The sequence below is a fragment of the Planomicrobium okeanokoites genome, assembly GCF_003428875.1.
In the GTDB taxonomy this organism is placed as follows: Bacteria; Bacillota; Bacilli; order Bacillales_A; family Planococcaceae; genus Planococcus; species Planococcus okeanokoites.
Window position 1 is genome coordinate 487,907 of sequence record NZ_QQRS01000001.1, and the last position, 21,653, is coordinate 509,559.

Genomic DNA, 21,653 nt, shown 5'->3' on the forward strand with positions numbered 1-21,653 from the left:
TACCAATATCACAGAAAACTCGTTTCCTTCCAGAAGGAAACGAGCGGTTTTTATGTATATAGACCGTCATAACGTCCAATTTCCTTCTTCATCATATCAACCAACTTTGTTGGTCTCAAAGCCTTTGCATCGGCTCCCCAAGTAAGGAGCCACCTGACTAACCCCATACTGACAACTCCATCAACTTCAAGCAAAAAGCGGCCATTTTCAAGGTTCTTTATTTTGGCATCCAATCCAAAACGATCGATAACAACATTTATCAAATGATTATCGAACTCCATAGCTATGCCACTTTGTTCACCCGAATACATATGGAATAACTGTGAAACGTATTTTTCTAAATCAAAGCCAGGATTCGGGACCCAGGAGTCCTCAGTTTTCATAACGGAACTCATTCGATCGATTCGATATTGAATTATCTTCTCCTTGCCTTCTTCCTTGGCTATCAGGTAATAATACTCCTGATACCAAACAACACCTAAAGGAATTACTTTGTAAAAATCTCCTTCTCTACTTAAAATGAATTCCTTATCAACGTTATACCTTCCATATTGGAACTTGACGCATTTTTTAGCTTTGATGGCTTCATGAAGTGTTTGCACGTTGTCAGCAAAATGCATTATACCGATTTTGCCTTCAGTATGAATTAATTCGTTGGCCAAACGTTTGGATGTGAATTCATCTGTAAGACCTCGCAATTTATAGATCAATTGATTGGTTTCAGACTGAGATATAAAACGAGCCGAGGAGACGGCATCCATGAGATATCGCAATTCGTGGATTTGAAACGATGTATTTTCCAGATAGTACACTTTTTCTTTATAATTCTTATTGTTTGTTCCTGTTTCGAGCTTGTAGAGGGATGCAGAACTCTGTAAAAACTTAAGTTCGGTTCGTATCATCTTATCGGATAATTCCAGATCGTATTCATGCATTAATTGACTTTTGATCTCCTGCAATGATAATGGCTGTTCTTTGCTGGAGTGTGTGGATAAACAATTAATGACTGCCAAAAGCCGCTTCCTCACCATGTTATGACCTCCTGCATAAAATTCATTTCCGAATCATATCTGCACAATAGAGAAACAAATGTTACGAAGAAACTCCAACTTTATTCATCTCAGCAGACTGTGCTTGAAGACTTTGGTTGACTCTTTGAAGATTATTTTCAAACTCCACACTAGTAGTTAACTGTGTAATTGCTTCATGTATCTGATCGATGCTGCTCCAATCCTTCACTTCCACCTGATCTGTGAATATGCGGGTATACATTGAATTTGATGATTTAGAAGAGGGTTTAATGGAAAAGCTGTTCTCTTCAAGTTTCTCTAGTAATTTGAGTCGTATTCCGTATTCCAAGTTACCTACTTCAATAATGAGTTTAAGATGATTCCCTGCTCGGTGCATAAATACTATCAATCCTAATTTCAACCAGTATGGTGCTTTATCGTTCAGCATCTCTAAAAATTCAGAATGCTGCTCCCATTCTGGGTGAGTGAAGCTTGGATATGATTTCGATGCATCGTTTCGGGAGACAATTTTTTGATTATCTTCCTCAACAAACCGTTCAAAAGCTTTCTTAAGAGTCAAAGAGCCCTCAGAATAAATAAAATCGATTGTTTCTTTGGATGATTGATATATCTTTTTCATCCAAGCTTCTTCAGTAAAAGTTAATTTTTGAAGCTGTTGTTTAAAGGTCTGATGATGATTTAAAAACTTGATTCCTGGATTGTTGAGTAAATAAAGATAAGTGATTGCCTCTCCATGATTTTCAAAAATCCCTTCAGCAAGAAGCAGTCGCTCCGGATCCGGAGCGAAACGTTCATGTAATACCGCTAGATAATTTTTTAGAAACACAAAAACTTCTTCACTTATAGATTCTTTGTAGAACTGAAGAATAAATTCTATAACACTTGCGATATCCGCATATTTCAAAGTCCAATAGGAATCGTTTGCTGATTCTTCGTCAAGTAATGTAAGAAAGACAGGAATAATTTTATATCCAGGAAATTCATTTTCTACAAATTCAAGATAATCGGCTAACTGGTTTTTGGACTGTGAGGAGTAAAACTTGTTTTCAATAATTATCACTGTTTTATTTTCTTCTGAAGACAGTAACAAATCGATATATCGCTTCTTGCTTGTTTGCTTTTCCCTTTCAACCTTCCAATCGCTGAACTTCAAACTCAAAACTTTTAAGAAAAATTCAGAGTCAGTAATAAAATCATTATTATCAGGTTTCATAAGTAGTTTACTAATTAGCTTTTCGATAAAGACTGAATTCAACCCATGATTTTCTTCATGGTCCAGCAACCAGGCCAAGACATTCGAATGCCTAATTTCATGGCTGTCCATACGCAAAACCTTCAATGGATTGAACTTTTTGAACATACGGTTCAACTCTTCGAATTCTCTGCTGTGGACGAGACTTGCTATGTTTTTCATTTCTAACGTCATGGACTAAAAACCTTCTTTCCTGAAATTCATTAATTAATCAGCAGCTTATATTTCTAATGACATAATGCAGCCTGGTATTCTTCAATATTAATCTATATCCAACCTAATTCTAATTTTTCGAGGGTTTAACATGATAATAATAATGATAAATGGCCAGCATTACAGCGACCACTAAAGGTGTACGAGCTGTTTCTATAAATCCTAATAAAAATTCCCAAAATTCTATTGGCATTTTAAGACATCTCCTTTATTTTTAAACTTTTAATGAATTTCTTATTTTTTCATATTGTGCCATTCTAGGGAACTCCTTGCCGTTTACAAAGCAATAATATTTGCGGACTGCATTTTGAAAAACATTATGGTACTGTCTGTCATTCAACTTTTCTTGAACATCAAGGAGCAATTGATACATCTGTTCATCATTTTTTACTATGAGATCCAGGTCAATATATAACTCCCGTTCTACTTTCAAAGCCTTCGCTACTCTGGAAGTTACAGCCTTCACTTTACTTTGAATATCTTCATTGCCTATTAGGTAATTTCTGAATTCTTCTTCTCTCACTATAATTCTCCTTTCTTTTTCGACAAGCAATCACATGGCTATTTTAAGTAGGCTGATCATATCAGTTTAATTTTCACAGTCGGTCCTTGAAGAATAAGGCTTAATATTGCATCAACTTGATAAGATTTTGAAACACCTGTTTTACACCATACAGCAAAATGCTCGCAATTATTTGTTGCTAAATTATATGAACCATTGCCTAAGCATGATTTTGCTCGTTCAACCGTTTCTTCTGGAGAATTAATCTTCATTTTACTGAACAACTTTCTTATCTGAGAAAGGTTAATATTTGTGGGGATTTTCATGACTGGGTATAGAGTAGGGAATTTTAATATTCTCTCCTCTAAAGACTCTACATCTAATACAAAGAACGTATCTGAATCTCTTAAAAATGTTTTTAAGTCTGTTTGAATGATTCTATTGTCCGCAAAAGAAGTGTCAGATTCTAATGATGAAAAGTGAATTACTTTTTCATGACTTATGTAAATTCCATAATGAATATACATTGGACGATTTACTCCAATAATATCCCCAAACTTGGCATTTGAATTCAATTCAGTTATATACCCTTTGTAAGCATTTCGTCTTTCCTTTAGCGTAGAGCCTTCAAACTCCCCAATACCTAATACAGCATCAATTTTTACACCTGTTTTCATCATTTTTTTATTAAACTTCTCCAAGTTCTTTTCATGTTTATCCCAATCGGGTTCTATCCATTCTAAAAAATTTCCTATAGGCTCAAAGTATCCTTTATCTCGCAATTTATCGAACATTTTATCACTTCCTCCGTTATATTAATTAGATATATAGTACCACTATGATTACCACTTTGTATATCTTATTACATAATTTGTTAATTAAGTATTACTATGATTAATAAGAAGTAAGTATTCTTCTCTAAAAAAACCGCTAATCCTTTTATTTACAAAAGGCTAGCGGTTTATGATGTAATTTCCATTATAAATCAGCTAATTTTTAAATAGATTTAGATGAAAAATCTTAAGTTCCATGTTACTGCCCTTCATTAAGGTGCTCCCAACTTCGGTTTACAATTTCAGCTCACTTAATAATATTTTTCTGCACTATTATGTTATTGCAATTATAGTTTTACATAGCATTCTTGGAAAACTTCTACTTTTTGGTGTAATATAACAAGTTAAAAAGCAACGAGCTTATATAGCTAGTTGCTTTTTAATTTGTTTGTATTTTTATTGGACGCTTCTTTCCATTTAATTCACCAGTCAGTTCCTTAAACCACTCTCTATCACCCGTCTGCAAAGCCAGATCAATCAGATCTTCAAGCTGAGCCGTATCTTTCGGTGCAATTTCCGGCAATGTCTCGACCTGCTGGACTGCAATTGGAATTGTTAAGCCTACAATTTCAGCATTATCGCTTTCCGCGACCGTTACATATACAGCACCTTGCACCATGCTCAGTGAATCGATGAATCCAATGACCATTTCACCTTTAATGGAAGTTCCTTTTACCCAATCAGTTGTTTTTAAGATCGTCGTCTCTTCATTCATATCTCAACACCTGCTTTGTCATTTTTTTTTGTATTATTTTCACTTGAATTATTTCACTATAATCTTAAATACCCTCTTTCAATTCTCTTACGCATTATTCTGAGAATATTACTCCTATTGGCTTAGGTGTTTATTGAAAATCAATCAAAAAGAGCATCGGCTCCATTCTGCCGCTGCTCTTTCTTAAATTATTTTTTTGTCTGCTTCTTTTAATTAACTGCCTGCTTCTTCTCATTCAACTCAGCAGAAAGCTCTTCGAACCATTCTTTGTCTCCAGTCGACAAAGCCAGATCAATCAAAAACTCAAGCTCGCCGGCATTTTTGCTTGTCGCCGTCGGAATGACTTCCACTTGATTGAAATGCATCGGAATCGTTTTGCCGATTAACTCTTCGTTATCACTTTCAGCCACAACTACATGCACAGCTTCCTGTTCCAAACTCATCGAATCAACAAAACCGATGATCATTTCGCCGTGTCGGGAAATGCCTTTTACCCAATCATTATTCTTTAAAATCGCTTTATTATTATTCGTCATAGGTTTACACCTCTTCTGATAGTATTAGCAGAAACCGCCAGGTCCACATGCCATTCCTTCAAACAAGACTTTAGGTTTTTGTTTCTGCAGTTCTTCGTCGATCAGCTGTTCGAGCGTCTCTTTCGTATGGATGCCAGCGATTTTAGTATCGCCGATCACAAATGTCGGTACAGCAGTTATATCAGCCTCTTCATAAGAGTGCTCAAGTGCCTGCTGGTGAGCTTCTTCGTACTTTCGGGACTCAAGTGCTTCACGGTATTCTTTTTCATCCAAGCCGACTTCCCCTGCCAGTTTCGTCAATACTTCAACATCACCGATATCCTGGCTCTCCTGGAAAAAGGCTTTCAGCATGCGTTCATTATAGGCAGTGCCTTTCCCTTTTTCTTTGGCATATTGAAACCCTTCAAATGCCAAATGGGTATGCGGCTGCGGCGACACATCCGGCAGGAAAATCTCGATTCCCATCTGCTCAGCCATCGGGTAAACCGACTGCGACCAAGTTGTTTGGAGATAATCGTCTTCCGGGCGCAATGTCTGATTCGGTGCTGGACGCAACTCGAAAGGCATCCACTCAACTTCCACATCTTTTCCTTTAATCGCTTCCTCTAACGGCTGTTCTGCCAGGAAGCAAAATGGACAAACGTAATCCGAATATACTTTCACTTTTACTGTCATATCAAAAACCATCCTTTCTGCTAACCAGATAGTTATATAGTTTAAATCAATCGATTTTCATCTGTATTTCATTTTAATAAAGCCCCTATAAATTTGGTGACTAATGGGAATTTTACGCCGGTCTATACCTGATTACAATATATATGCTCTGATTTCGAGATAAGTATATATAGACACCACAAATATATTTCCCCACCCTATCTGGATGAAATAACGGAAGACGGCGACTCCTTGGTGATCAGCGGTAAATGGAGACCCCGCACGGAGCGAAGCGGAGGAGGAGGCTCCATTCACCGCCACCCGGAAAGCGTACGTCTGAAGTGATTTCATCTTCCTCTATTTAAATAATTTCAACTAGGTAATTGCTGGGCAGAATGATATGGAGCAAAACAGCGGAGAAATGTGGTGCTGTATAAGTGCAGCTTAAAAAAATCGTGCTCCTGTCTCTGCACCGCTACGCTAGCTTCAAGACATGAAAGAGCGTTGCAGTGCTGCGCACTTCGTCGCAAAGACATTATCCTCGCAAGCTTTGGCTAATGTCTTCGGAGCTGTTTTGCGGAATATCATGTTTACAAAATACCCTTTACTTCCCCCCTCCCTTCATTTACACTAGAGCCATCGGGACAACCCGAACACAAAAACCGCATACCGTTTTCTGCACTGGGGGTGCTTATTTAGCTGAGATGCGAGCGAAAGCTCCGATCCCTTATGACTCGATCAGGTTAGGACCTGCGTGAGGAAGTGCGGTGACTTTCCGCAAAACGAACTTTTCAGGAGCTCGACTCTCCTTTTAATTTGCATGGAACAGTGGCTGCATCTTCACGGATGCGGCCTTTTTTGTGCACATTTTTAAGGAGGAATATTGTTATGGAACCATTGCAATGCGGCACGAGCCCCATCGTCGGATTTCGCTTTACGCTCAATCCGATGTCCGGCGACTTCATCAAAATCATCAAAGGGGCGTTGAATGAAACCGACACCTCAAACGTTTGGAAACACACAGATGATGTCTCAACCGTCATCCGCGGAAAACAGAACCACGTTTTCAATGTAGCAAAAGCGCTCACGCTGCATGCAGCCAAAACCGGCGAACATGTGGCATTGAACGGCACGTTCTCCATCGGCTGCCCGGGAGATACCTCAGGAGATGTGTACCTCGACAAAGACGATGTGCTATTGAACACGGACGACACCAAACAATATGTCTCGTCGCAATTTGCGCTTTACCCGATGAACAATCCGGATTATATGAGCGTCATTTACCGTGAAGTGGAACGGGCAAAAGAGCACGGCGTCTGGAACGATTCGATGCATTATGCCAGCGGAATCCACGGTGATATACACGATGTCTTTGCATTCTTTGAAGAATCATTCACCCATGCACGTTCTGATGAACACCGACATCTGGTCATGACGGTCTCCATGAGCATCAACAGTCCATCTCACAAAGGGGGCAGCGAAAATGCTTAAATCGTGGAAACTGAAGGAAATTGTATTGATGTCCCTGTTCGGAGTCGTGTTTGGCATCGTCTACCTGTTATTCATCCACCTCGGCAATATATGGGCTGGGCTGATCGGCCCCATCGCCTATGAATGGATGTTCGGCATCTGGTTTATCGTTTCAATCATCTGTATGCACATTATCCGTAAGCCCGGCGCTGCCTTAATTCCCGAAACCATGGCGGCAATCATCGAAGTGATGCTTGGAAATGCGGTTGGTCCGCGTCTCATCCTTTCCGGGATTGTTCAGGGGCTCGGCGCTGAAGCCGCTTTTGCTGTGACGCGTTACCGCCACTTTAATATTTTCGTCTTTATGCTCGCAGGAATCGGTGCGGCTGTATTCAGCTTTATCTACGGTTATTTCGTTTCTGGCTATGCAGCACTGGATCCTTCATTCGTCGCGTTGATGTTTACGCTGCGTGTATTGAGCGGAGCAATCATTGCCGGCATCGGCGGCAAATATATCGGCGATGCGCTGCTTGCGACCGGTTCACTTCGCGGCTACGCCATTGCCCGGACACAGCCGCGTGATGCCAATGCCTGACACTATCTTTAAAATGAATAATGTCAGCTTCCGTTTTCCGGATGACCAATCACCGACACTTTCATCCATCTCTTTTGCAATCGAGCGCGGCGAACGGGTCGCCATTTCCGGTCCCAGCGGCTCCGGCAAGTCGACGTTGCTGTATTTATTGAACCGGCTCTACCCCGCCAATTGTGATGGCATCGTGAATGGCGAAATTCACATATTCGGCAAAGCGGCTGATTCTTATGCACCGGGAGAAATCAACCACCGCGTGGCGACTGTTTTCCAGGATCCGGATTCGCAATTCTGTATGCCGACGGTCGAAGAAGAACTTGCCTTCACACTGGAAAACTTGAATACCCCGGCAAGCGAAATGGAGGAGCGGATCCGCCATGTCCTGGACATAACCGGTCTGTCCCACCTCCGGCATGTTTCAATCCAAACACTTTCCGGCGGAATGAAACAGCGGGTTGCCACTGCCTGTGCATTGGTCATGAATCCTGAAGTCCTGTTGCTTGATGAACCGATTTCGCATCTCGATCCATATACCGCCAAAGAATTCATCCTTTGGCTCGATCAATTGCAGAAGAAATTTCATCTGACAATCGTTGCCGTTGAACACAGGCTGGATTATTGGGGAACATTTTTTGACCGGGAGATTAAGGTTACGAGCGATGGCAGAATTTCAGAAGACGCCATCTTCAAGCCACATGAAACATTGCGGTACCCGCTTCGGTTGAATTCAATCCTGGATCCCACCGTTCTAATTGCGACGGGACTTTCAGTCAATGTGAAAGGCAATACACTGCTCCACCCTTTATCAATGACTGCAAAAAAAGGGGAATGCATTGTTATTGCAGGACCAAATGGCAGCGGAAAATCGACGTTGGTGAAAGCGATTTGCGGCATCTATAAAAAAGAAGCCGTGAAATTCGCATCAGACCCGTGCGGCTATGTGCTACAATCACCAGAATTTCTGTTTCTGACTTCAACAGTCCTTGACGAACTGGCTTTTGGCGGAACGTCTTCCCAACAGGAACTGAATGATCTCATAGAGTCTCTCCGTTTAACGGATATCAAAGAACACAATCCTTTTGCTGTCAGCCACGGCCAGAAACGCAGGGTGGCTATCGGAGCGATGCTCGCGGATAAACGAAATGTGCTGTTTCTCGATGAACCGACTTCAGGCCAGGATGAAGCGGCGCTTTTGGAATTGTTCCGACTTATCGACAGCCGGTTGGACCAGGGAGATACTGTTTTTATCGTCACGCATGATATGGAGTTCGCGGCCGCAGTCGCCGATTCTGTTGTGCTTTTAAAAGACGGCAGAATGACCGGTAAATTCATTTCCGAGAGAGTGTGGCAAGACGTGGAACTGCTTGCATCCCATAACCTGCTAGCGCCGAAAGGAGTGACGCGACGTGCGGAATCTTTTGCATGATATGAATCCCGCGATGAAATTCATCACAGTGACGATCGCGATGCTTGGTCTCGCGTTTTTCTTCAATCCTTGGACGCCGTTGCTCGTTTTTATCAGCATCCTTTTGATGCAGTTCGTTTTCAGCAGCATCAATTGGAAGCTTTGGACTTTGTACATGTTCCCTTTTGTGCTGGGCGCATTCGGCTATCTCTGGACAACGATCGTTTTCAGTGCTGAAACCGGCGGCACAGTCATCTGGTCGCTGTTCGGCCATGATGTGACTGATAGGCAGCTGGCATTGGCGTTATCCCTGTCTTTCCGTGTTCTGGCGTTTTCTTCCCTCTCTCTCCTGTTCGCGTTGACGACGGATCCGGTAAAATTCGTCATGAGCCTGATGCAGCAATTGAAACTGTCACCAAAACTAGCCTATGGTGTGTTGGTGGGCTATCAGTTCCTCCCCGTGCTGAGAGATGAATTCTTTCAGATCCAACAGGCACATCGCCTCCGCGGAACAGCGGTTGAAAAATACTGGTGGCAGAGGCTTCTTAATATCCGCAGAATCATTATTCCGATGCTTGCCGGAGCTGTGAGAAAAGCGGAGCGCTCCGCTTTTGCGATGGAAGCGCGTGGATTTACCGGTGAAGCCCGAAAAGAGTTCTATCAGCCTGTGTCTATAAAGCCTAAAGATTTTGCTTTATCTGCCGCAATCTTGCTGCTTGTAATCCTTTCTTCGATTACGGGTACGGTTCTATCTTCTTGAGTGATTTTAAAACCATTCCACTTGAAAATATATACAATAAATAAGTTCATTTTACCCTACCTAGTTCTATAGTATTCATTTAAACTTAAGTGGCAATAATATTCTGTTTTTCTTTCAAAGCTAAGCAAAATATTTATTCGCATCTTGTATAAAGGCAAAACAGCTGAAAGGCTGTGACGCAAAGTTACAGGCCTGTGGCTTCGGCTATGGCGGCTGGACTGCCGGGAATGGCGGATGATACTTTTTTAGAGTAGAGTTCAATGTTCTTTTGCAATGAAAAAAAGAACTCGGGGGTAATGGAATGTTATCAAAACAGAAAAAAGAACAAGTTTCCAAACAGATCAAGCGCTATTTTGCAGTCGGGGTGATTGCTTCAGCTGGCATGCTGTCGTTGAATGCACTGGCTGCCTCAGCCGATGAACATTCTCCAGCTGCTGAAGAAAATGCAACTGACACAACTGTAGCGGAAGAACCCGCACTGGTGCCGGGTGACTTCTTTTATTTCCTGAAGCAATTGCAGGAAACGGTCCAATTGGCTTTCACGTTTGACCAAGCTGCGGAAGCGGAATTATTTGCTGAGTATGCAGAGCAGCGCATTCTGGAAGCGGAAGCTTTGATGGCTGCCGGCGATGAGGAATTGGCAGTCCAAACGCTGGAGAAAGCATTGGCGCTGTATGAAGAAGGCTTGGACCAACTGGTGGATGGCGAAGAAGATGAAACGGAAGAGCCGCCTGCTGACGAACCGGACGGAGAAGAACTTCCAGCTGAAGAGGCTGAAGAAGAACCTGTCGATATGGGTTCGGAAACGGATGACGATTTGACGGAAGAAGATGCGCGTGCTGCATTGGAAGCCAAGTTCAGTTCCAGCCTGCTGGCGCTGCAAGCAGCGATGGAGAAAGTGACGAATCCGCAGGCAAAGGAATCGCTGGCTAAAAATGTCGCCAAAGCGATGGAGCGTCTGGAGAATAAAATTGAAAAAGAGCTTGCCAAGTTAAATGAATCGGATGAAGAAATAGAAACAGAAGAGGAATCGGATGCTCTTGCTGAAGAAAGCGCTGCAGATGAAACAGCTGAAAATGCAGATAGCCCTGAAGACCAACCAGAAGAGTCCGAGGAATCCGAAGATGCTGATGAAGAATTAGATACTGAAGATGAAACAGTATCCACTCCTTCTGCAGACGAAGATTCTGAGCCTGAAGAAGAACGGTCCGAAGAAGAAAAAATCGCCGCCAAAGCTGAGAAAGCTGAAGAAAAAGCTGCGGCTGAGGAGCAACGTGATGCTGTGAAAGCTTCGGCTGAAGCAAAACGCGAAGCTGAGAAAGCTGCGGCTGAAGCAAAACGTGAAGCTGAGAAGGCTGTGGCTGAGGAAAAACGTGAAGCTGAGAAGGCTGCTGCAGAGGAAAAACGCAAAGCTGAGAAGGCTGCGGCTGAGGAAAAACGCGAAGCTGAGAAGGCTGCGGCTGAGGAAAAACGTGAAGCTGAGAAATCGGCTAAGAAAGAAAAAGAAAAGCAGGAAAAACCTGGCGAGAAATCTAAACCTTAAAACAATAATAATCAAAGGCAGATCGGATAGATGGTATCCAATCTGCCTTTTTCATTAGGTTAATGGCTTGATATCCACTTTAATCAGGATTCCGAAACTATAAAATAAAAGGTGCCGCCAATATCCGAAGATGAACATCCTTCCAAACTGTACAGAGTCCCATCTTCAGTATTTTCACTGTTTATTTCAGAGCATGTCGTACTATAAATGCCTCTATCAGAACCGGCATAACTATCTTGAGAATCATCGTAAGTATAATGGATTTCACTGCCATCAAAGTTAAGATTATAGAAAAACGGATCACCTTCTACTGTGTATAAAGTGATGCGGATTTCATCTTCAATCTCCGCTTCAAAATTCTCTGTGAAACTAGTGAATGTTTCCAAGTTGGTTATCTCCCCAAAAATATTGACAACATCTCCGTTCTCGATCGCCTCTTCAGGTGGGTAAGGATTTTCAGGATTGTCTGCTGGTACCGCAGGAGTATCAGCACCGGATGACTGCTGGCAGCCAGACAAAGATATGCTGGTAAACAAAATGACTGATATAATAAAAAATCTTTTCATTAACGACTATCCCCCTTCCTAAAAAAACCGAACTCTTTCTAAATATTAGCATAGTAACTTAAATTTTTTTTATAGTTCTTACAATTGTTAACCATCCAATTTTATAGACACAAAAAAAAGAAGGCTTTATCAGCCTTCAATCTTCCCATATGTAATCTCGTCTTCATCACGTACATCCACACCTTCGCGGATGTGCACTATCGTCCGCAAAATCAGACGCGCTTTATCGGTTTCCACCAGCCAGCGTTCATCCGGCACGATTTCAAATTGCTGCATCACTGTATCCTTAGACTTGACGGATCCCGCAAATTCCATGGATTGCTTGGCTACGATGGTTTCGATAATGTTGAAATCACTGTCTTCACGATAATCGTCGATTATTTTAATGACATGTAATTCCACGTAGTCAACTTCCTGGTCGGAGTCTCCCCCTTCAAAATAGATGGTGCCGTTCAAGGTCTCGCCTTCTTCCAAATGCGGCCTCTCCACAACTGTTTCGACTTTCATCGAGCCAAAGCCGATAGATGATAAAAACTCTTTGAATTTCATATCTCGGAAACCTCCAAATATTTGTATTATCCCTTTACCACTTCCGGTTTAACTGTAAACTTCTAGTGCAGCTCCGTGTAATCATATTGATTGTCGAGCACAGGTTCATGTTTATTGTATCTGCGTTTAAACAGCTTGAATATATGGGATACCAGAACCCGCAGAATCGCATAGGCCGGAATACCCAGGATAACCCCCGCTACACCAAACAGTGAGCCGGCAGTCAACAGCACGAAAATGATCGTGACCGGGTGGATAAATAGTGTTTTTCCCATGACCTGCGGGGAAATGATGTTTCCTTCCACCAATTGTACCACTGTCCATACGATTGCAAGCTTCACTAACATGAATGGCGAAGTTACAAGGGCGATGATGACTGCAGGTGTAATCGCGATGGCTGGTCCGATATACGGGACGACGCTTGTGAACATAGCCAATACACCCAAAAGCAGTGCATACTTCATGCCGATGATCAGGAATCCTATGAAAACCATGACGCCGATTAAGAAAGCGACGATCAATTGCCCTTGAATGTAAGCACTTAACTGCCTATCCGCTTCCCCAAATACCTCTCGCGTATCATCGCGCAGACGCGGTGGGAGAAGTTTTAATATATATTCAGGAAGCTTTTCGCCGTCTTTAAGCAAATAAAACAAAATGAATGGAACAATGACGATCGACAGGACAAAACTTGTAATGGTCGAAAGGAAACCAGTGATCCCGGTAATGATGCTTGCCACAACATCCTGGAGTATGCCGGCCAGATTGTCCGGCAGCGTTTCCATCAATTGATCGATGTCGAAATTGGAGCCGGTATAGTAATCCCCGACAAAAGAAGTCCGAAGAAACGCGTCGATGTCTGTCAATAACTGCATGAAATATTGCGGGAACTCTTCAATCAGCATCTGCAGCTGCTCTCTGAGAAACGGCAGGATCAGGAAAGTGACAAGCGTCAACATACCGACGACACCCATGAAGATGATCAGGATCCCCCATATCCTTTTGATGCGGAAACGCTCAAGAAGCCTAAGTACAGGTCTCAACAAGTAATACAGGATCATAGCCAGCGTAACCGGCAAAACGACTGTCTGCATAAAGACGCTCAGCGGATTGAAGATGAATGACACTTCCCTGAATATGAAAATGATCAAACCGATCAATACTAAAGCGATTAATGTGAATAACGTGTTTCGGCCTCCCAGGAACTGAATGTAATTCGTTCTGAAAAAGGATGGCTTATCTTCTGGTTCCATGGCGCGCCCTACTTTCCATATGGACTATTCTATTTTATTTTATCATATTTTCAGAATTTTTCATTGCAGCGGCTGATCTAAAAATTCACTTAATGCCTGTCGGTTCTGTTCCAGATTTATCTCCAGGACAGATCCGGCTTGCGCATAACTGCCATAGCTGTAGCTGCCTTCAACGGGAATTGTCAGCCTTTCGACGCCTTCCGTTCCACCGGTTGCCATATCAGTCGCCAGCTTTACTTGATCAAGCACTGGCATATCGGTTTGGACATAACCTTGTGCGGCTCCCGCCAATTTCGGGAATTTCGGAATTGCGGAGATGCTGATCATTTCTTCTTTCAAAGCGGCTAGCACCTGCTGCTGGCGGCGCACACGGCCGAAATCCCCTTCATTGTCTGCCCGGAAACGAGCATAGCCCAGCAATTCCTTGCCGTTCAAACGTTGTTCGCCTTGTGTCAGGGAGACGCCGATATTCTCGGACATATCTTTTTCGACATCCATTTCGACACCATTCGGCGCGGCAATATCCACCAACTTCTCAAAACTGGAGAAATCGACAAGTGCATAATGCTGAATTTCCACACCGAACATATTGCGCAGCGTATCAGCCAGCAGATCCACGCCGCCTAAATAATATGCTGTATTCAATTTATACGATTGATATCCAGGAATTTCCGCATAGATGTCCCGCATGAATGACACGACTTTCACATCATTCGTTTCTTTATTGTGTGCGACGAGCATCATCGTATCTGTACGGGATTTCTCTTCTCCCCGTGCATCCACACCCAGAACCAGGATGTTTTCGTAGCCATCGTTCTCTTCATCATTATTGAATTCGACTTCCGGCAAGTCCGATTCTTCTGCCAGTTTCTTGCCGCTTTGGTACTGCATAAAAAAGTAAGCGCCAAGGGCAAGCAATACAATCATCAAAAGGAATAGGATTCCCCGTTTCCGAAATCTTCTTTTTTTGCGGCGTTTACCTCTTAGTTGACGTTCTTCTTCCATTAATGACACATTCCTTTCTATATCCATGCAAATATGACGCATGGAACTTTTGCAGGTTTCGGTTGGCTTTTTATATTTACGGATTCTTGAAAGCTGATTTCACCTTATCTCCATACAGTATAAACAATTTTATTGTCTGTAAACAGTTGCAGTGGTACTATTTCTTTTATGAACGACAGGAGGAGAATGATTATGGCAGAGAAAGCAACATTTGCAGGCGGTTGTTTCTGGTGTATGGTCAAACCGTTTGACCAATTTGACGGAATAGAGAAAGTGGTATCGGGTTATTCCGGCGGGCATGTGGAAAATCCCACTTATGAGCAGGTCAAGACTGGCACAACCGGCCATCTTGAAGTGGTCGAAATCACATTCGATCCGGAAGTTTTCCCATATGAGCAGCTGCTTGATATTTTCTGGCAGCAGATCGATCCAACAGACAATGAAGGACAGTTCCAGGATCGCGGAGATCAGTATAGACCTGCCATCTTTGTCCATAATGACAGACAGCGTGAAATCGCCGAAACTTCAAAGCAGGAACTGGATGCATCCGGACGATACAATAAACCGGTCAACACACCAATTCTAGATGCTGCACCTTTTTATGCTGCAGAAGACTACCACCAGGATTATTATAAGAAAAACTCAGAACATTATCTGGAAGACCGTGCTCAATCGGGCCGTGATGATTTTCTAGATGCCGTATGGAAACAGGAAAAAATCGAAAAATAATACTGACGGACGCTTCAGAAATGGAAGCGTCCGTTTTTTATCTATCTATTTATTCACCTAGCAGCTTCGCCATATAATACTCATCTATGTATTCCCCGTCGATTTTCAACGAGTTCTTTTTGATTCCTTCTATTTTAAAGCCCGCCTTCTGGTATAAAGCGACACCGGCGCGATTGTGCATCATCACCGTCAATTCGAGGCGGTGGATATTATTTTCCGCTGCCCAGCTATCCAGGCCTTCAAATAATCGCATTCCCACTCCCTGTCCCCGGCTTGCTTCAGCAATACCGATGGCCAGGTACACATTATGGCTCCTCCGCTGAGTGCTGTTGCCGATGATGAAGAGATAACCTTTCAGTTCCCCATTGTCTTCTGCCAACAGTATCGCCGATTTTTCATCCTGTTCAACCGCCGCTATTCTTTTGCTTAACTGATCCGGTGCTATTTGCCTTTCACCCGGTTCAAATAGCATGAAGCCTGATCTTTCTGCATCAGCCATCAAGCTCACTAATCGTTCCGCGTCAGCAGTTTCCGCTTGTCTGATGATCACTTGGATCCTTCCTTTCCTTGCGTAAAACTTCCATTTACTATATCAATGATTTCCAGAAGATCTCTTATTTCAAAAGTCGGCTCCACTGCACTCTCATTCTTTTTGGCTGATGGATTGAACCAGATTGTATCAATGCCATAATTGATGCCGCCCTGAATATCTGAAGTCAATGAATCGCCGACGATAATCGCGTTCTCTTTCGCTTCAACTCCGATTTTAGAAAAAGCGAATTCGAAGATTCCGGGATCCGGCTTTTGATACCCAGCCTCTTCAGAGATGACAATGTGGTCAAAATGCTGGCCAAGATCCGAATTTTTCAGTCTGGATGTCTGCACTTCTCCAAAACCGTTCGTCATTATCATTAGCCGACAATGCGATAACTGCTCCAGAACTTCAAGAGCGCCCGCCATCAAATGCGCCTCCTTGCCCAGATAGCTTAAATAAGCGCTGCTGAAAGCGATTGGGTCTTTGTCTGAGCGATGTTCCAGAAACAGTCTGCGGAAACGTTCGATGCCAAGTTCCCGCAATGCAATATTGCCCTGCTCGAGATCCTGCCAAAGAACTTTGCTGATGGCTCTGTAACTGGCATGCATATCCATGAAACCATTCGGCAGATCGAATTCCATGAACGTGTTATGTAATGCCGCTTGTTCGGATAATGCAAAATCCATTAATGTATCGTCGATGTCAAAGATAATCGTAGTGTAAATCTGCTCTTTCATAATTGGTCTTCCCCTTTTTGATTCGTATTGATTTTACTCAGTTGCAGGTTTTTCTTTCAATAAAAAAGCGAATACCATAAGAATCGCGATGAAACCCAGGAACAGGCTAAGAGATATCATATGGTTTTGGAACCGGTCATAAAATAAACCGATCGCGAATGGTGTCAGCGCGGAGATGATATACCCCCCCGATTGGATCATCGCAGTCCAGCTGTTGACGTCATCCGGAGACGAATTTTCGTCAAGCGGCATCATCAATGCCAAAGGAAACAAGCCTCCTAGTGTGATGCCGATAAATACGGCTGCCGGCCAGATCAATGCCGTACTGCCAAACATCAATAATAGAACACCTGCCGCTCCGAACCCAAGACTGACCATGATCCATAAATGCCGGCTTGGCCATTTTTCAAGAAGCAGCGGAATCGATAGATTGCAGGCGATCTGTACAGTCGACATGACCGTCAAAACTGCACCTGCAACCAGTATTGACATGCCTTTTTCGATGGCAATCGGCGCAAGCCAGGTAATGATGGAAAAGAACAAAGCCGACTGGAAACCGAAAAACAGCAGCATATACCAGGCGCGCCTGTTTTTCCACGGCGAAACGACTGCTGCACCTTCCATCGGAATTTCAGCAACTTCAGCTGCCGGCTCCTTTACGCGAAGCCATAAGATGATCGCTGCAATCGACAGCAGCCCCCAGCTTGCCAAGGCAGTTGGCCATCCCGCAAATGAATAGAAAACACCCGTCAAACCCGCCGCCAATGTTGCCCCGAGCCCCATGCCGAATGAATAGACACCAATCAATGAAGCTGTCCGGGTCGGAAAATTCCGCTTGATCATCGCAGACAGCAACGGGCTGATGATCGCAATCGATAAACCGATAAAAAATGCGCTGGCCAGAAGTACAGGATATGTCGGCAGAAATCCGCGGAGCAAGGTGAATGCCCCGATCGCCGTCAACAGAACCGCGATGGATTTTTTCAGTCCGAGCTTTTTATTAAAAACAACCGCAAGCGGAGCAAACAACCCCATGCAGAAAACGGGAACCGAAGTCAGCAGACTCACTTCGCTGCTTGTCAGCGACAACTCTTCCCGAATCGTATCCAGCAACGGCCCGATCGATGAAATGGCAGGACGGAGATTTACGGATACAAAAAGGATCGCCAGCACCATTATGCCGAGCGCGGATTTTTTTTGCTTGTCTGTCAAAATGGAAACACCTCTTCCTGCGCCAATCAAACTTGTGTTCGCCGCAAAATTTTATTAAAATAAGGGCAGTGAAAGGCGGTTACTTTTATGAAACTTGTAAATTGGAGTTACGCGAAACGCTATAACATAAAAGCAATATTTGATGAATTTCCTCACGTCGTTGTATGGTTCCGCCAAATCGGCGGCTATTATTTCATCTTTACCATGAAAGGCCTGACGCCCGAGCATATTCCGAACCGGCGCGATTACGTAAAAATGGAGTATTTACTCAATAAGGACCTCGGCCTTCTTGAAGCCTATAAGGCACGAAAATATAAGGTTTAGCAACATTTTTAAAAATAAAATAAAGAAAATTATATAACCGATGTTTCGCAAAACAGCTTCCCTTGCCGGGGACTCGCGCTGAACTTATTTCCCAAGTCATCTTCGCTGTTGTGATCTACACCACTAGAGAAAATTCTAGCGAAGGCGCGCTCCAGGACTGGGCGGAACAATAAGACGAGTGATCTTCTCGGCTTATTGTGTGAGCCTTGTCCAAAGCGCCGAAGCGGTATGGAAAGAATATCTCTTATCGAAACACACTCTTTTAGTTTATCGAACACTGCATTCAGATGCTATCTGTTTTTGGCCATTTCATGGTATACTAATTGCATTGTGAAATTTAGGAGGTACGTATTAATGATAGCAGTAAATGATGTAAGTTTACGTTTCGGTGACCGTAAATTATTCGAAGACGTGAACATCCAATTCAACCCGGGAAATTGCTACGGACTAATCGGAGCCAATGGTGCCGGTAAATCCACGTTCATCAAAATTCTTTCCGGTGAACTTGAAGCACAATCCGGCAATGTCTATATGGGTTCTGGTGAGCGCCTTGCAGTATTGAAGCAGGACCACTTCGAATACGAAGAAAAACAAGTTCTTGATACAGTAATGATGGGCTATAAGAAATTATATGATGTCATGACTGAGAAAAATGCCATTTATATGAAAGAAGATTTTTCTGATGAAGATGGCATGCGCGCAGCTGAACTCGAAGGTGAGTTTGCAGAATTGAACGGCTGGGAAGCTGAATCTGAAGCCGCAATACTTTTGCAGGGACTTGGTATTTCGGATGATCTGCACGATAAGAAAATGGCTGAACTATCCGGTTCCGATAAAGTGAAAGTGCTTTTGGCACAGGCCCTTTTCGGCAAACCTGACGTTCTTCTTCTCGATGAGCCTACCAACCATTTAGATCTTAAAGCGATCCAATGGCTGGAAGACTTCCTCATGAACTTTGAAAACACCGTCATCGTCGTATCGCATGACCGTCACTTCTTGAATAAAGTCTGTACGCACATTGCGGATCTGGATTTCGGTAAAATCCAGCTGTATGTAGGAAACTATGACTTCTGGTATGAGTCAAGCCAATTGGCGACTCGCCTGGCTTCTGACCAAAACGCGAAAAAAGAAGAAAAAATCAAAGAATTGCAAGCCTTTATTGCCCGCTTCTCAGCTAATGCTTCCAAATCGAAGCAAGCCACGTCGCGTAAAAAAATGCTTGATAAGATTGAATTGGACGATATCCGTCCTTCATCGAGAAAATACCCATTCGTCAACTTTACGATCGGCCGCGAAATCGGCAACGACGTTTTGACGGTTAAAGACTTGAGCCAGACAGTGGACGGCAATAAACTATTGAGCGGTATCAATTTCAATATGAATAAAGATGATAAGATCGTATTGATCGGAGATCCATTAGCGAAATCCGCTTTGCTCCGCATACTTGCCGAAGAAGATGAGCCGGAAGAAGGCTTTGCGCGCTGGGGCGTTACAACGTCACGCGCATACCTTCCGATTGATAACACAGCTTACTTTGAAGGCAGCGAGCTGTCGCTGGTTGATTGGCTTCGTCAATATTCACCGGAAGATGAAAGCGAAACCTTCCTACGTGGCTTCCTCGGAAGAATGCTGTTCTCCGGCGAAGAAGTTAAAAAGAAACCATCTGTATTGTCAGGTGGCGAAAAAGTACGCTGCATGCTTTCTAAAATGATGCTGTCACATGCCAACGTCCTGTTGTTGGATGAACCTACCAACCACTTGGACCTGGAGTCAATACAGGCATTGAACAACGGCATGATCGCTTTCAAAGGCGCGATGGTCTTCACATCGCATGACCATCAGTTCATCCAGACAGTTGCCAACCGTGTGATTGAAATCCGCGAAGACGGATCCATCCTCGACAAGCAATTGACTTATGATGAATTCCTTGAATGGAAAGAATCGCAAGGCATTACTAACTAACCTAAAAAATCCCGCCACACTTTGAAAGTGTGGCGGGATTTTTATTCTTGTTAAACAAAATAACCGATATTGCGCAAAACCGCTTCGCTTTCCTGGGGGCTTGCACTGAGCTAACTCGGACTCGGTCCCCTTCGTCCGAGTGGATCTCAGCACTTCGCACGAAACGGAGTTGAAAAGCCAACTCCGTTTCTAATCCCCTGGGAGTCTCGCTGGTTTGCTCCATATCTCAGAATTGCTTTCTACAAAGAATACGTTTATTCATGTCTCGAATCCAGCGGTCCGATGCAGAGACAGTAGCATCGTTTTCGCAAGCTATCGAGGAGGCTCACGCAGCAGTGAAATGATTTAAAAAGCTAATTTTTCTCGACGAGCTGAAAATCCCGCCATACACTCCGAAGGAATGTGTGGCGGGATTTTCATATATCATTTCAGGAAACGCTTCACCATTTTGCCTGCAGGCAAACGTGATGCCCATTTATTTCCTGTGCTGGCCAGGCGGCTGACTACCATAAGCAGATCTTCATCGCCGGCCCAATGTGATGTCACGATTTCTTTCGGGTATTTATTCAATAATGAATTCACAATATAAACTGCCACCACTACGTCATCGGCAAAACCGGCAGGTCCCATCAGAACTTCCGGCAACAGATCGACCGGTGCAAAGAAATAAAGGATACCTGCCCCGATCATCGATTTGCTCTTGCTGTCGATGCGGCTGTCCAGCATCATTTTCATCAAGAGATGGAAAAAGTCTGGCGCAAATAATACATACTTCAGGAATTTACTTCCTTTGCCGTCCTTGCTTTCCACCCAATTATGAATCTTATAACGCAACTTCTGATAAAAGTCCCGCTGCTCTTCTTCATTTGGCAGTGGTTTCTTTAACGTATCGTTTGTCATTGGCTCTCCCCCTCTATACTTATTTATAATTACTATAACCTGAATCGAACGATCATCAAACTCACGATCAAAAATAATTTAAAATTTCATCGTCACGTTTGTAGCGATTCGCTCCCGTTCCGGGTTTCCTTCAACGATATTGAATTTAACTTCCTGTCCAGGCACCAAAACGCCAAGATCCATATTGATGGAAATCGTTTCGACAAAAAACTCTTCTCCGTCAGGAGCTGTGATATAGCCATATCCTTTATCTCCATCGAACCATTTCACTTTACCTTCACCTGACAATACTTCGTCCGACATAATAAAACCTCCTATTATCAATTCCTCTACCATTATTTTATACCCTCCAAAAGCAATGGCTTAAACTTTCTT

General features: G+C 43.2%; 24 protein-coding genes and 2 riboswitches. Of the genes, 8 read left to right on the top strand and 16 right to left on the bottom strand.

Features of this window, described 5'->3' with window-relative positions; translation table 11 throughout:
* Positions 1 to 50: 50 nt before the first annotated feature.
* The 7 genes from D2910_RS02505 to D2910_RS02535 form a co-directional block, all read right to left on the bottom strand.
* Positions 51 to 1,031 (bottom strand): helix-turn-helix transcriptional regulator, encoded by a 981-nt coding sequence (locus D2910_RS02505; protein WP_117312304.1) that lies wholly within the window; start codon positions 1,029 to 1,031, stop codon positions 51 to 53.
* A gap of 61 nt (positions 1,032 to 1,092) precedes the next feature.
* Positions 1,093 to 2,457, bottom strand: coding sequence for a PDDEXK-like family protein (locus D2910_RS02510; protein WP_117312305.1), 1,365 nt, complete (start codon positions 2,455 to 2,457; stop codon positions 1,093 to 1,095).
* A 253-nt stretch (positions 2,458 to 2,710) separates the two neighbouring features.
* A complete protein-coding gene (locus tag D2910_RS02515) occupies positions 2,711 to 3,019 on the bottom strand; it encodes a hypothetical protein (protein ID WP_084245741.1) in 309 nt (102 codons plus the stop codon).
* Between the two features lie 56 nt (positions 3,020 to 3,075).
* The gene (locus tag D2910_RS02520; protein WP_084245739.1) at positions 3,076 to 3,792 is read right to left on the bottom strand and encodes a lecithin retinol acyltransferase family protein; all 717 of its coding nucleotides are present in this window, start codon (positions 3,790 to 3,792) and stop codon (positions 3,076 to 3,078) included.
* A gap of 418 nt (positions 3,793 to 4,210) precedes the next feature.
* Positions 4,211 to 4,546 carry an IDEAL domain-containing protein gene (locus tag D2910_RS02525; RefSeq protein WP_117312306.1) on the bottom strand — a complete coding sequence of 112 codons (336 nt, stop codon included), beginning with the start codon at positions 4,544 to 4,546 and terminating at the stop codon, positions 4,211 to 4,213.
* 209 nt (positions 4,547 to 4,755) lie between these two features.
* Positions 4,756 to 5,082, bottom strand: a complete 327-nt coding sequence (locus tag D2910_RS02530; protein ID WP_117312307.1) for an IDEAL domain-containing protein — start codon at positions 5,080 to 5,082, stop codon at positions 4,756 to 4,758.
* A gap of 24 nt (positions 5,083 to 5,106) precedes the next feature.
* Entirely contained in the window at positions 5,107 to 5,757 is a 651-nt protein-coding gene (locus D2910_RS02535) for a DsbA family oxidoreductase (protein ID WP_117312308.1), read from the bottom strand.
* A gap of 652 nt (positions 5,758 to 6,409) precedes the next feature.
* Positions 6,410 to 6,514, top strand: a riboswitch (TPP riboswitch).
* Between the two features lie 110 nt (positions 6,515 to 6,624).
* On the opposite strand from D2910_RS02535, the gene D2910_RS02540 reads away from it, so the two are divergent.
* From D2910_RS02540 to D2910_RS02560, 5 genes are all read left to right on the top strand, one after another.
* Entirely contained in the window at positions 6,625 to 7,227 is a 603-nt protein-coding gene (locus tag D2910_RS02540; RefSeq protein WP_117312309.1) for a YkoF family thiamine/hydroxymethylpyrimidine-binding protein, read from the top strand.
* Positions 7,220 to 7,801, top strand: a complete 582-nt coding sequence (locus D2910_RS02545; protein ID WP_084245729.1) for an ECF transporter S component — start codon at positions 7,220 to 7,222, stop codon at positions 7,799 to 7,801. Before D2910_RS02540 ends, D2910_RS02545 begins: the two co-directional genes overlap by 8 nt.
* The gene (locus D2910_RS02550; RefSeq protein WP_117312310.1) at positions 7,794 to 9,224 is read left to right on the top strand and encodes an ABC transporter ATP-binding protein; all 1,431 of its coding nucleotides are present in this window, start codon (positions 7,794 to 7,796) and stop codon (positions 9,222 to 9,224) included. Before D2910_RS02545 ends, D2910_RS02550 begins: the two co-directional genes overlap by 8 nt.
* A complete protein-coding gene (locus tag D2910_RS02555; RefSeq protein ID WP_240633538.1) occupies positions 9,205 to 9,963 on the top strand; it encodes an energy-coupling factor transporter transmembrane component T family protein in 759 nt (252 codons plus the stop codon). Before D2910_RS02550 ends, D2910_RS02555 begins: the two co-directional genes overlap by 20 nt.
* Positions 9,964 to 10,106: 143 nt before the next feature.
* A riboswitch (cyclic di-GMP riboswitch) is annotated at positions 10,107 to 10,189 on the top strand.
* A 75-nt stretch (positions 10,190 to 10,264) separates the two neighbouring features.
* Positions 10,265 to 11,506, top strand: coding sequence for a DUF5667 domain-containing protein (locus D2910_RS02560; RefSeq protein ID WP_117312311.1), 1,242 nt, complete (start codon positions 10,265 to 10,267; stop codon positions 11,504 to 11,506).
* Positions 11,507 to 11,589: 83 nt separating this feature from the next.
* Here D2910_RS02560 and D2910_RS02565 read toward each other — a convergent pair whose 3' ends face one another.
* The 4 genes from D2910_RS02565 to D2910_RS02580 all read right to left on the bottom strand — a co-directional run bounded on the left by D2910_RS02565 (position 11,590) and on the right by D2910_RS02580 (position 14,879).
* Positions 11,590 to 12,072, bottom strand: a complete 483-nt coding sequence (locus D2910_RS02565; RefSeq protein WP_117312312.1) for a DUF4362 domain-containing protein — start codon at positions 12,070 to 12,072, stop codon at positions 11,590 to 11,592.
* Positions 12,073 to 12,201: 129 nt separating this feature from the next.
* Entirely contained in the window at positions 12,202 to 12,621 is a 420-nt protein-coding gene (locus D2910_RS02570; RefSeq protein ID WP_084245719.1) for a sporulation protein, read from the bottom strand.
* A gap of 62 nt (positions 12,622 to 12,683) precedes the next feature.
* Entirely contained in the window at positions 12,684 to 13,874 is a 1,191-nt protein-coding gene (locus tag D2910_RS02575; RefSeq protein WP_084245717.1) for an AI-2E family transporter, read from the bottom strand.
* Between the two features lie 60 nt (positions 13,875 to 13,934).
* Entirely contained in the window at positions 13,935 to 14,879 is a 945-nt protein-coding gene (locus tag D2910_RS02580) for an LCP family protein (RefSeq protein WP_084245715.1), read from the bottom strand.
* 192 nt (positions 14,880 to 15,071) lie between these two features.
* On the opposite strand from D2910_RS02580, the gene msrA reads away from it, so the two are divergent.
* Positions 15,072 to 15,608, top strand: coding sequence for a peptide-methionine (S)-S-oxide reductase MsrA (gene msrA / locus D2910_RS02585; RefSeq protein ID WP_117312313.1), 537 nt, complete (start codon positions 15,072 to 15,074; stop codon positions 15,606 to 15,608).
* Between the two features lie 49 nt (positions 15,609 to 15,657).
* Here msrA and D2910_RS02590 read toward each other — a convergent pair whose 3' ends face one another.
* The 3 genes from D2910_RS02590 to D2910_RS02600 are packed head-to-tail and all read right to left on the bottom strand — an operon-like array spanning position 15,658 to position 18,092.
* Positions 15,658 to 16,158: a GNAT family N-acetyltransferase gene (locus tag D2910_RS02590; protein ID WP_117312314.1), complete on the bottom strand. Its 501-nt coding sequence runs from the start codon at positions 16,156 to 16,158 to the stop codon at positions 15,658 to 15,660.
* Positions 16,155 to 16,880, bottom strand: a complete 726-nt coding sequence (locus tag D2910_RS02595; RefSeq protein WP_117312315.1) for a YjjG family noncanonical pyrimidine nucleotidase — start codon at positions 16,878 to 16,880, stop codon at positions 16,155 to 16,157. Before D2910_RS02595 ends, D2910_RS02590 begins: the two co-directional genes overlap by 4 nt.
* 33 nt (positions 16,881 to 16,913) lie before the next feature.
* A complete protein-coding gene (locus D2910_RS02600) occupies positions 16,914 to 18,092 on the bottom strand; it encodes an MFS transporter (RefSeq protein ID WP_117312316.1) in 1,179 nt (392 codons plus the stop codon).
* An 87-nt stretch (positions 18,093 to 18,179) separates the two neighbouring features.
* Here D2910_RS02600 and D2910_RS02605 point away from each other — a divergent pair, with 87 nt between their 5' ends.
* Together D2910_RS02605 and D2910_RS02610 are read left to right on the top strand one after the other, a co-directional pair.
* On the top strand, positions 18,180 to 18,416 hold the full coding sequence (locus D2910_RS02605; RefSeq protein WP_084245705.1) for a hypothetical protein: 237 nt from the start codon (positions 18,180 to 18,182) through the stop codon (positions 18,414 to 18,416).
* A gap of 354 nt (positions 18,417 to 18,770) precedes the next feature.
* Entirely contained in the window at positions 18,771 to 20,378 is a 1,608-nt protein-coding gene (locus D2910_RS02610; RefSeq protein WP_084245703.1) for an ABC-F family ATP-binding cassette domain-containing protein, read from the top strand.
* 423 nt (positions 20,379 to 20,801) lie between these two features.
* Here the strand turns inward: D2910_RS02610 and D2910_RS02615 are convergent, their stop codons facing one another.
* Positions 20,802 to 21,278, bottom strand: coding sequence for a YkvA family protein (locus D2910_RS02615; protein ID WP_084245701.1), 477 nt, complete (start codon positions 21,276 to 21,278; stop codon positions 20,802 to 20,804).
* A gap of 78 nt (positions 21,279 to 21,356) precedes the next feature.
* Positions 21,357 to 21,581 (bottom strand): cold shock domain-containing protein, encoded by a 225-nt coding sequence (locus D2910_RS02620; RefSeq protein WP_084245699.1) that lies wholly within the window; start codon positions 21,579 to 21,581, stop codon positions 21,357 to 21,359.
* Positions 21,582 to 21,653 lie beyond the last annotated feature (72 nt).

Excerpts from the sequence above, each read along its gene's own strand:
- D2910_RS02595 (WP_117312315.1), bottom strand. The coding sequence starts at position 16,880 with ATGAAAGAGCAGATTTACACTACGATTATCTTTGACATCGACGATACA.
- D2910_RS02560 (WP_117312311.1), top strand. The coding sequence starts at position 10,265 with ATGTTATCAAAACAGAAAAAAGAACAAGTTTCCAAACAGATCAAGCGC.
- D2910_RS02520 (WP_084245739.1), bottom strand. The coding sequence starts at position 3,792 with ATGTTCGATAAATTGCGAGATAAAGGATACTTTGAGCCTATAGGAAAT.
- D2910_RS02565 (WP_117312312.1), bottom strand. The coding sequence starts at position 12,072 with ATGAAAAGATTTTTTATTATATCAGTCATTTTGTTTACCAGCATATCT.
- D2910_RS02605 (WP_084245705.1), top strand. The coding sequence starts at position 18,180 with ATGAAACTTGTAAATTGGAGTTACGCGAAACGCTATAACATAAAAGCA.
- D2910_RS02530 (WP_117312307.1), bottom strand. The coding sequence starts at position 5,082 with ATGACGAATAATAATAAAGCGATTTTAAAGAATAATGATTGGGTAAAA.
- D2910_RS02550 (WP_117312310.1), top strand. The coding sequence starts at position 7,794 with ATGCCTGACACTATCTTTAAAATGAATAATGTCAGCTTCCGTTTTCCG.
- D2910_RS02535 (WP_117312308.1), bottom strand. The coding sequence starts at position 5,757 with ATGACAGTAAAAGTGAAAGTATATTCGGATTACGTTTGTCCATTTTGC.
- D2910_RS02545 (WP_084245729.1), top strand. The coding sequence starts at position 7,220 with ATGCTTAAATCGTGGAAACTGAAGGAAATTGTATTGATGTCCCTGTTC.
- D2910_RS02580 (WP_084245715.1), bottom strand. The coding sequence starts at position 14,879 with ATGGAAGAAGAACGTCAACTAAGAGGTAAACGCCGCAAAAAAAGAAGA.
- D2910_RS02615 (WP_084245701.1), bottom strand. The coding sequence starts at position 21,278 with ATGACAAACGATACGTTAAAGAAACCACTGCCAAATGAAGAAGAGCAG.
- D2910_RS02610 (WP_084245703.1), top strand. The coding sequence starts at position 18,771 with ATGATAGCAGTAAATGATGTAAGTTTACGTTTCGGTGACCGTAAATTA.
- D2910_RS02540 (WP_117312309.1), top strand. The coding sequence starts at position 6,625 with ATGGAACCATTGCAATGCGGCACGAGCCCCATCGTCGGATTTCGCTTT.
- D2910_RS02505 (WP_117312304.1), bottom strand. The coding sequence starts at position 1,031 with ATGGTGAGGAAGCGGCTTTTGGCAGTCATTAATTGTTTATCCACACAC.
- D2910_RS02570 (WP_084245719.1), bottom strand. The coding sequence starts at position 12,621 with ATGAAATTCAAAGAGTTTTTATCATCTATCGGCTTTGGCTCGATGAAA.
- D2910_RS02620 (WP_084245699.1), bottom strand. The coding sequence starts at position 21,581 with ATGTCGGACGAAGTATTGTCAGGTGAAGGTAAAGTGAAATGGTTCGAT.
- msrA (WP_117312313.1), top strand. The coding sequence starts at position 15,072 with ATGGCAGAGAAAGCAACATTTGCAGGCGGTTGTTTCTGGTGTATGGTC.
- D2910_RS02525 (WP_117312306.1), bottom strand. The coding sequence starts at position 4,546 with ATGAATGAAGAGACGACGATCTTAAAAACAACTGATTGGGTAAAAGGA.
- D2910_RS02510 (WP_117312305.1), bottom strand. The coding sequence starts at position 2,457 with ATGACGTTAGAAATGAAAAACATAGCAAGTCTCGTCCACAGCAGAGAA.
- D2910_RS02575 (WP_084245717.1), bottom strand. The coding sequence starts at position 13,874 with ATGGAACCAGAAGATAAGCCATCCTTTTTCAGAACGAATTACATTCAG.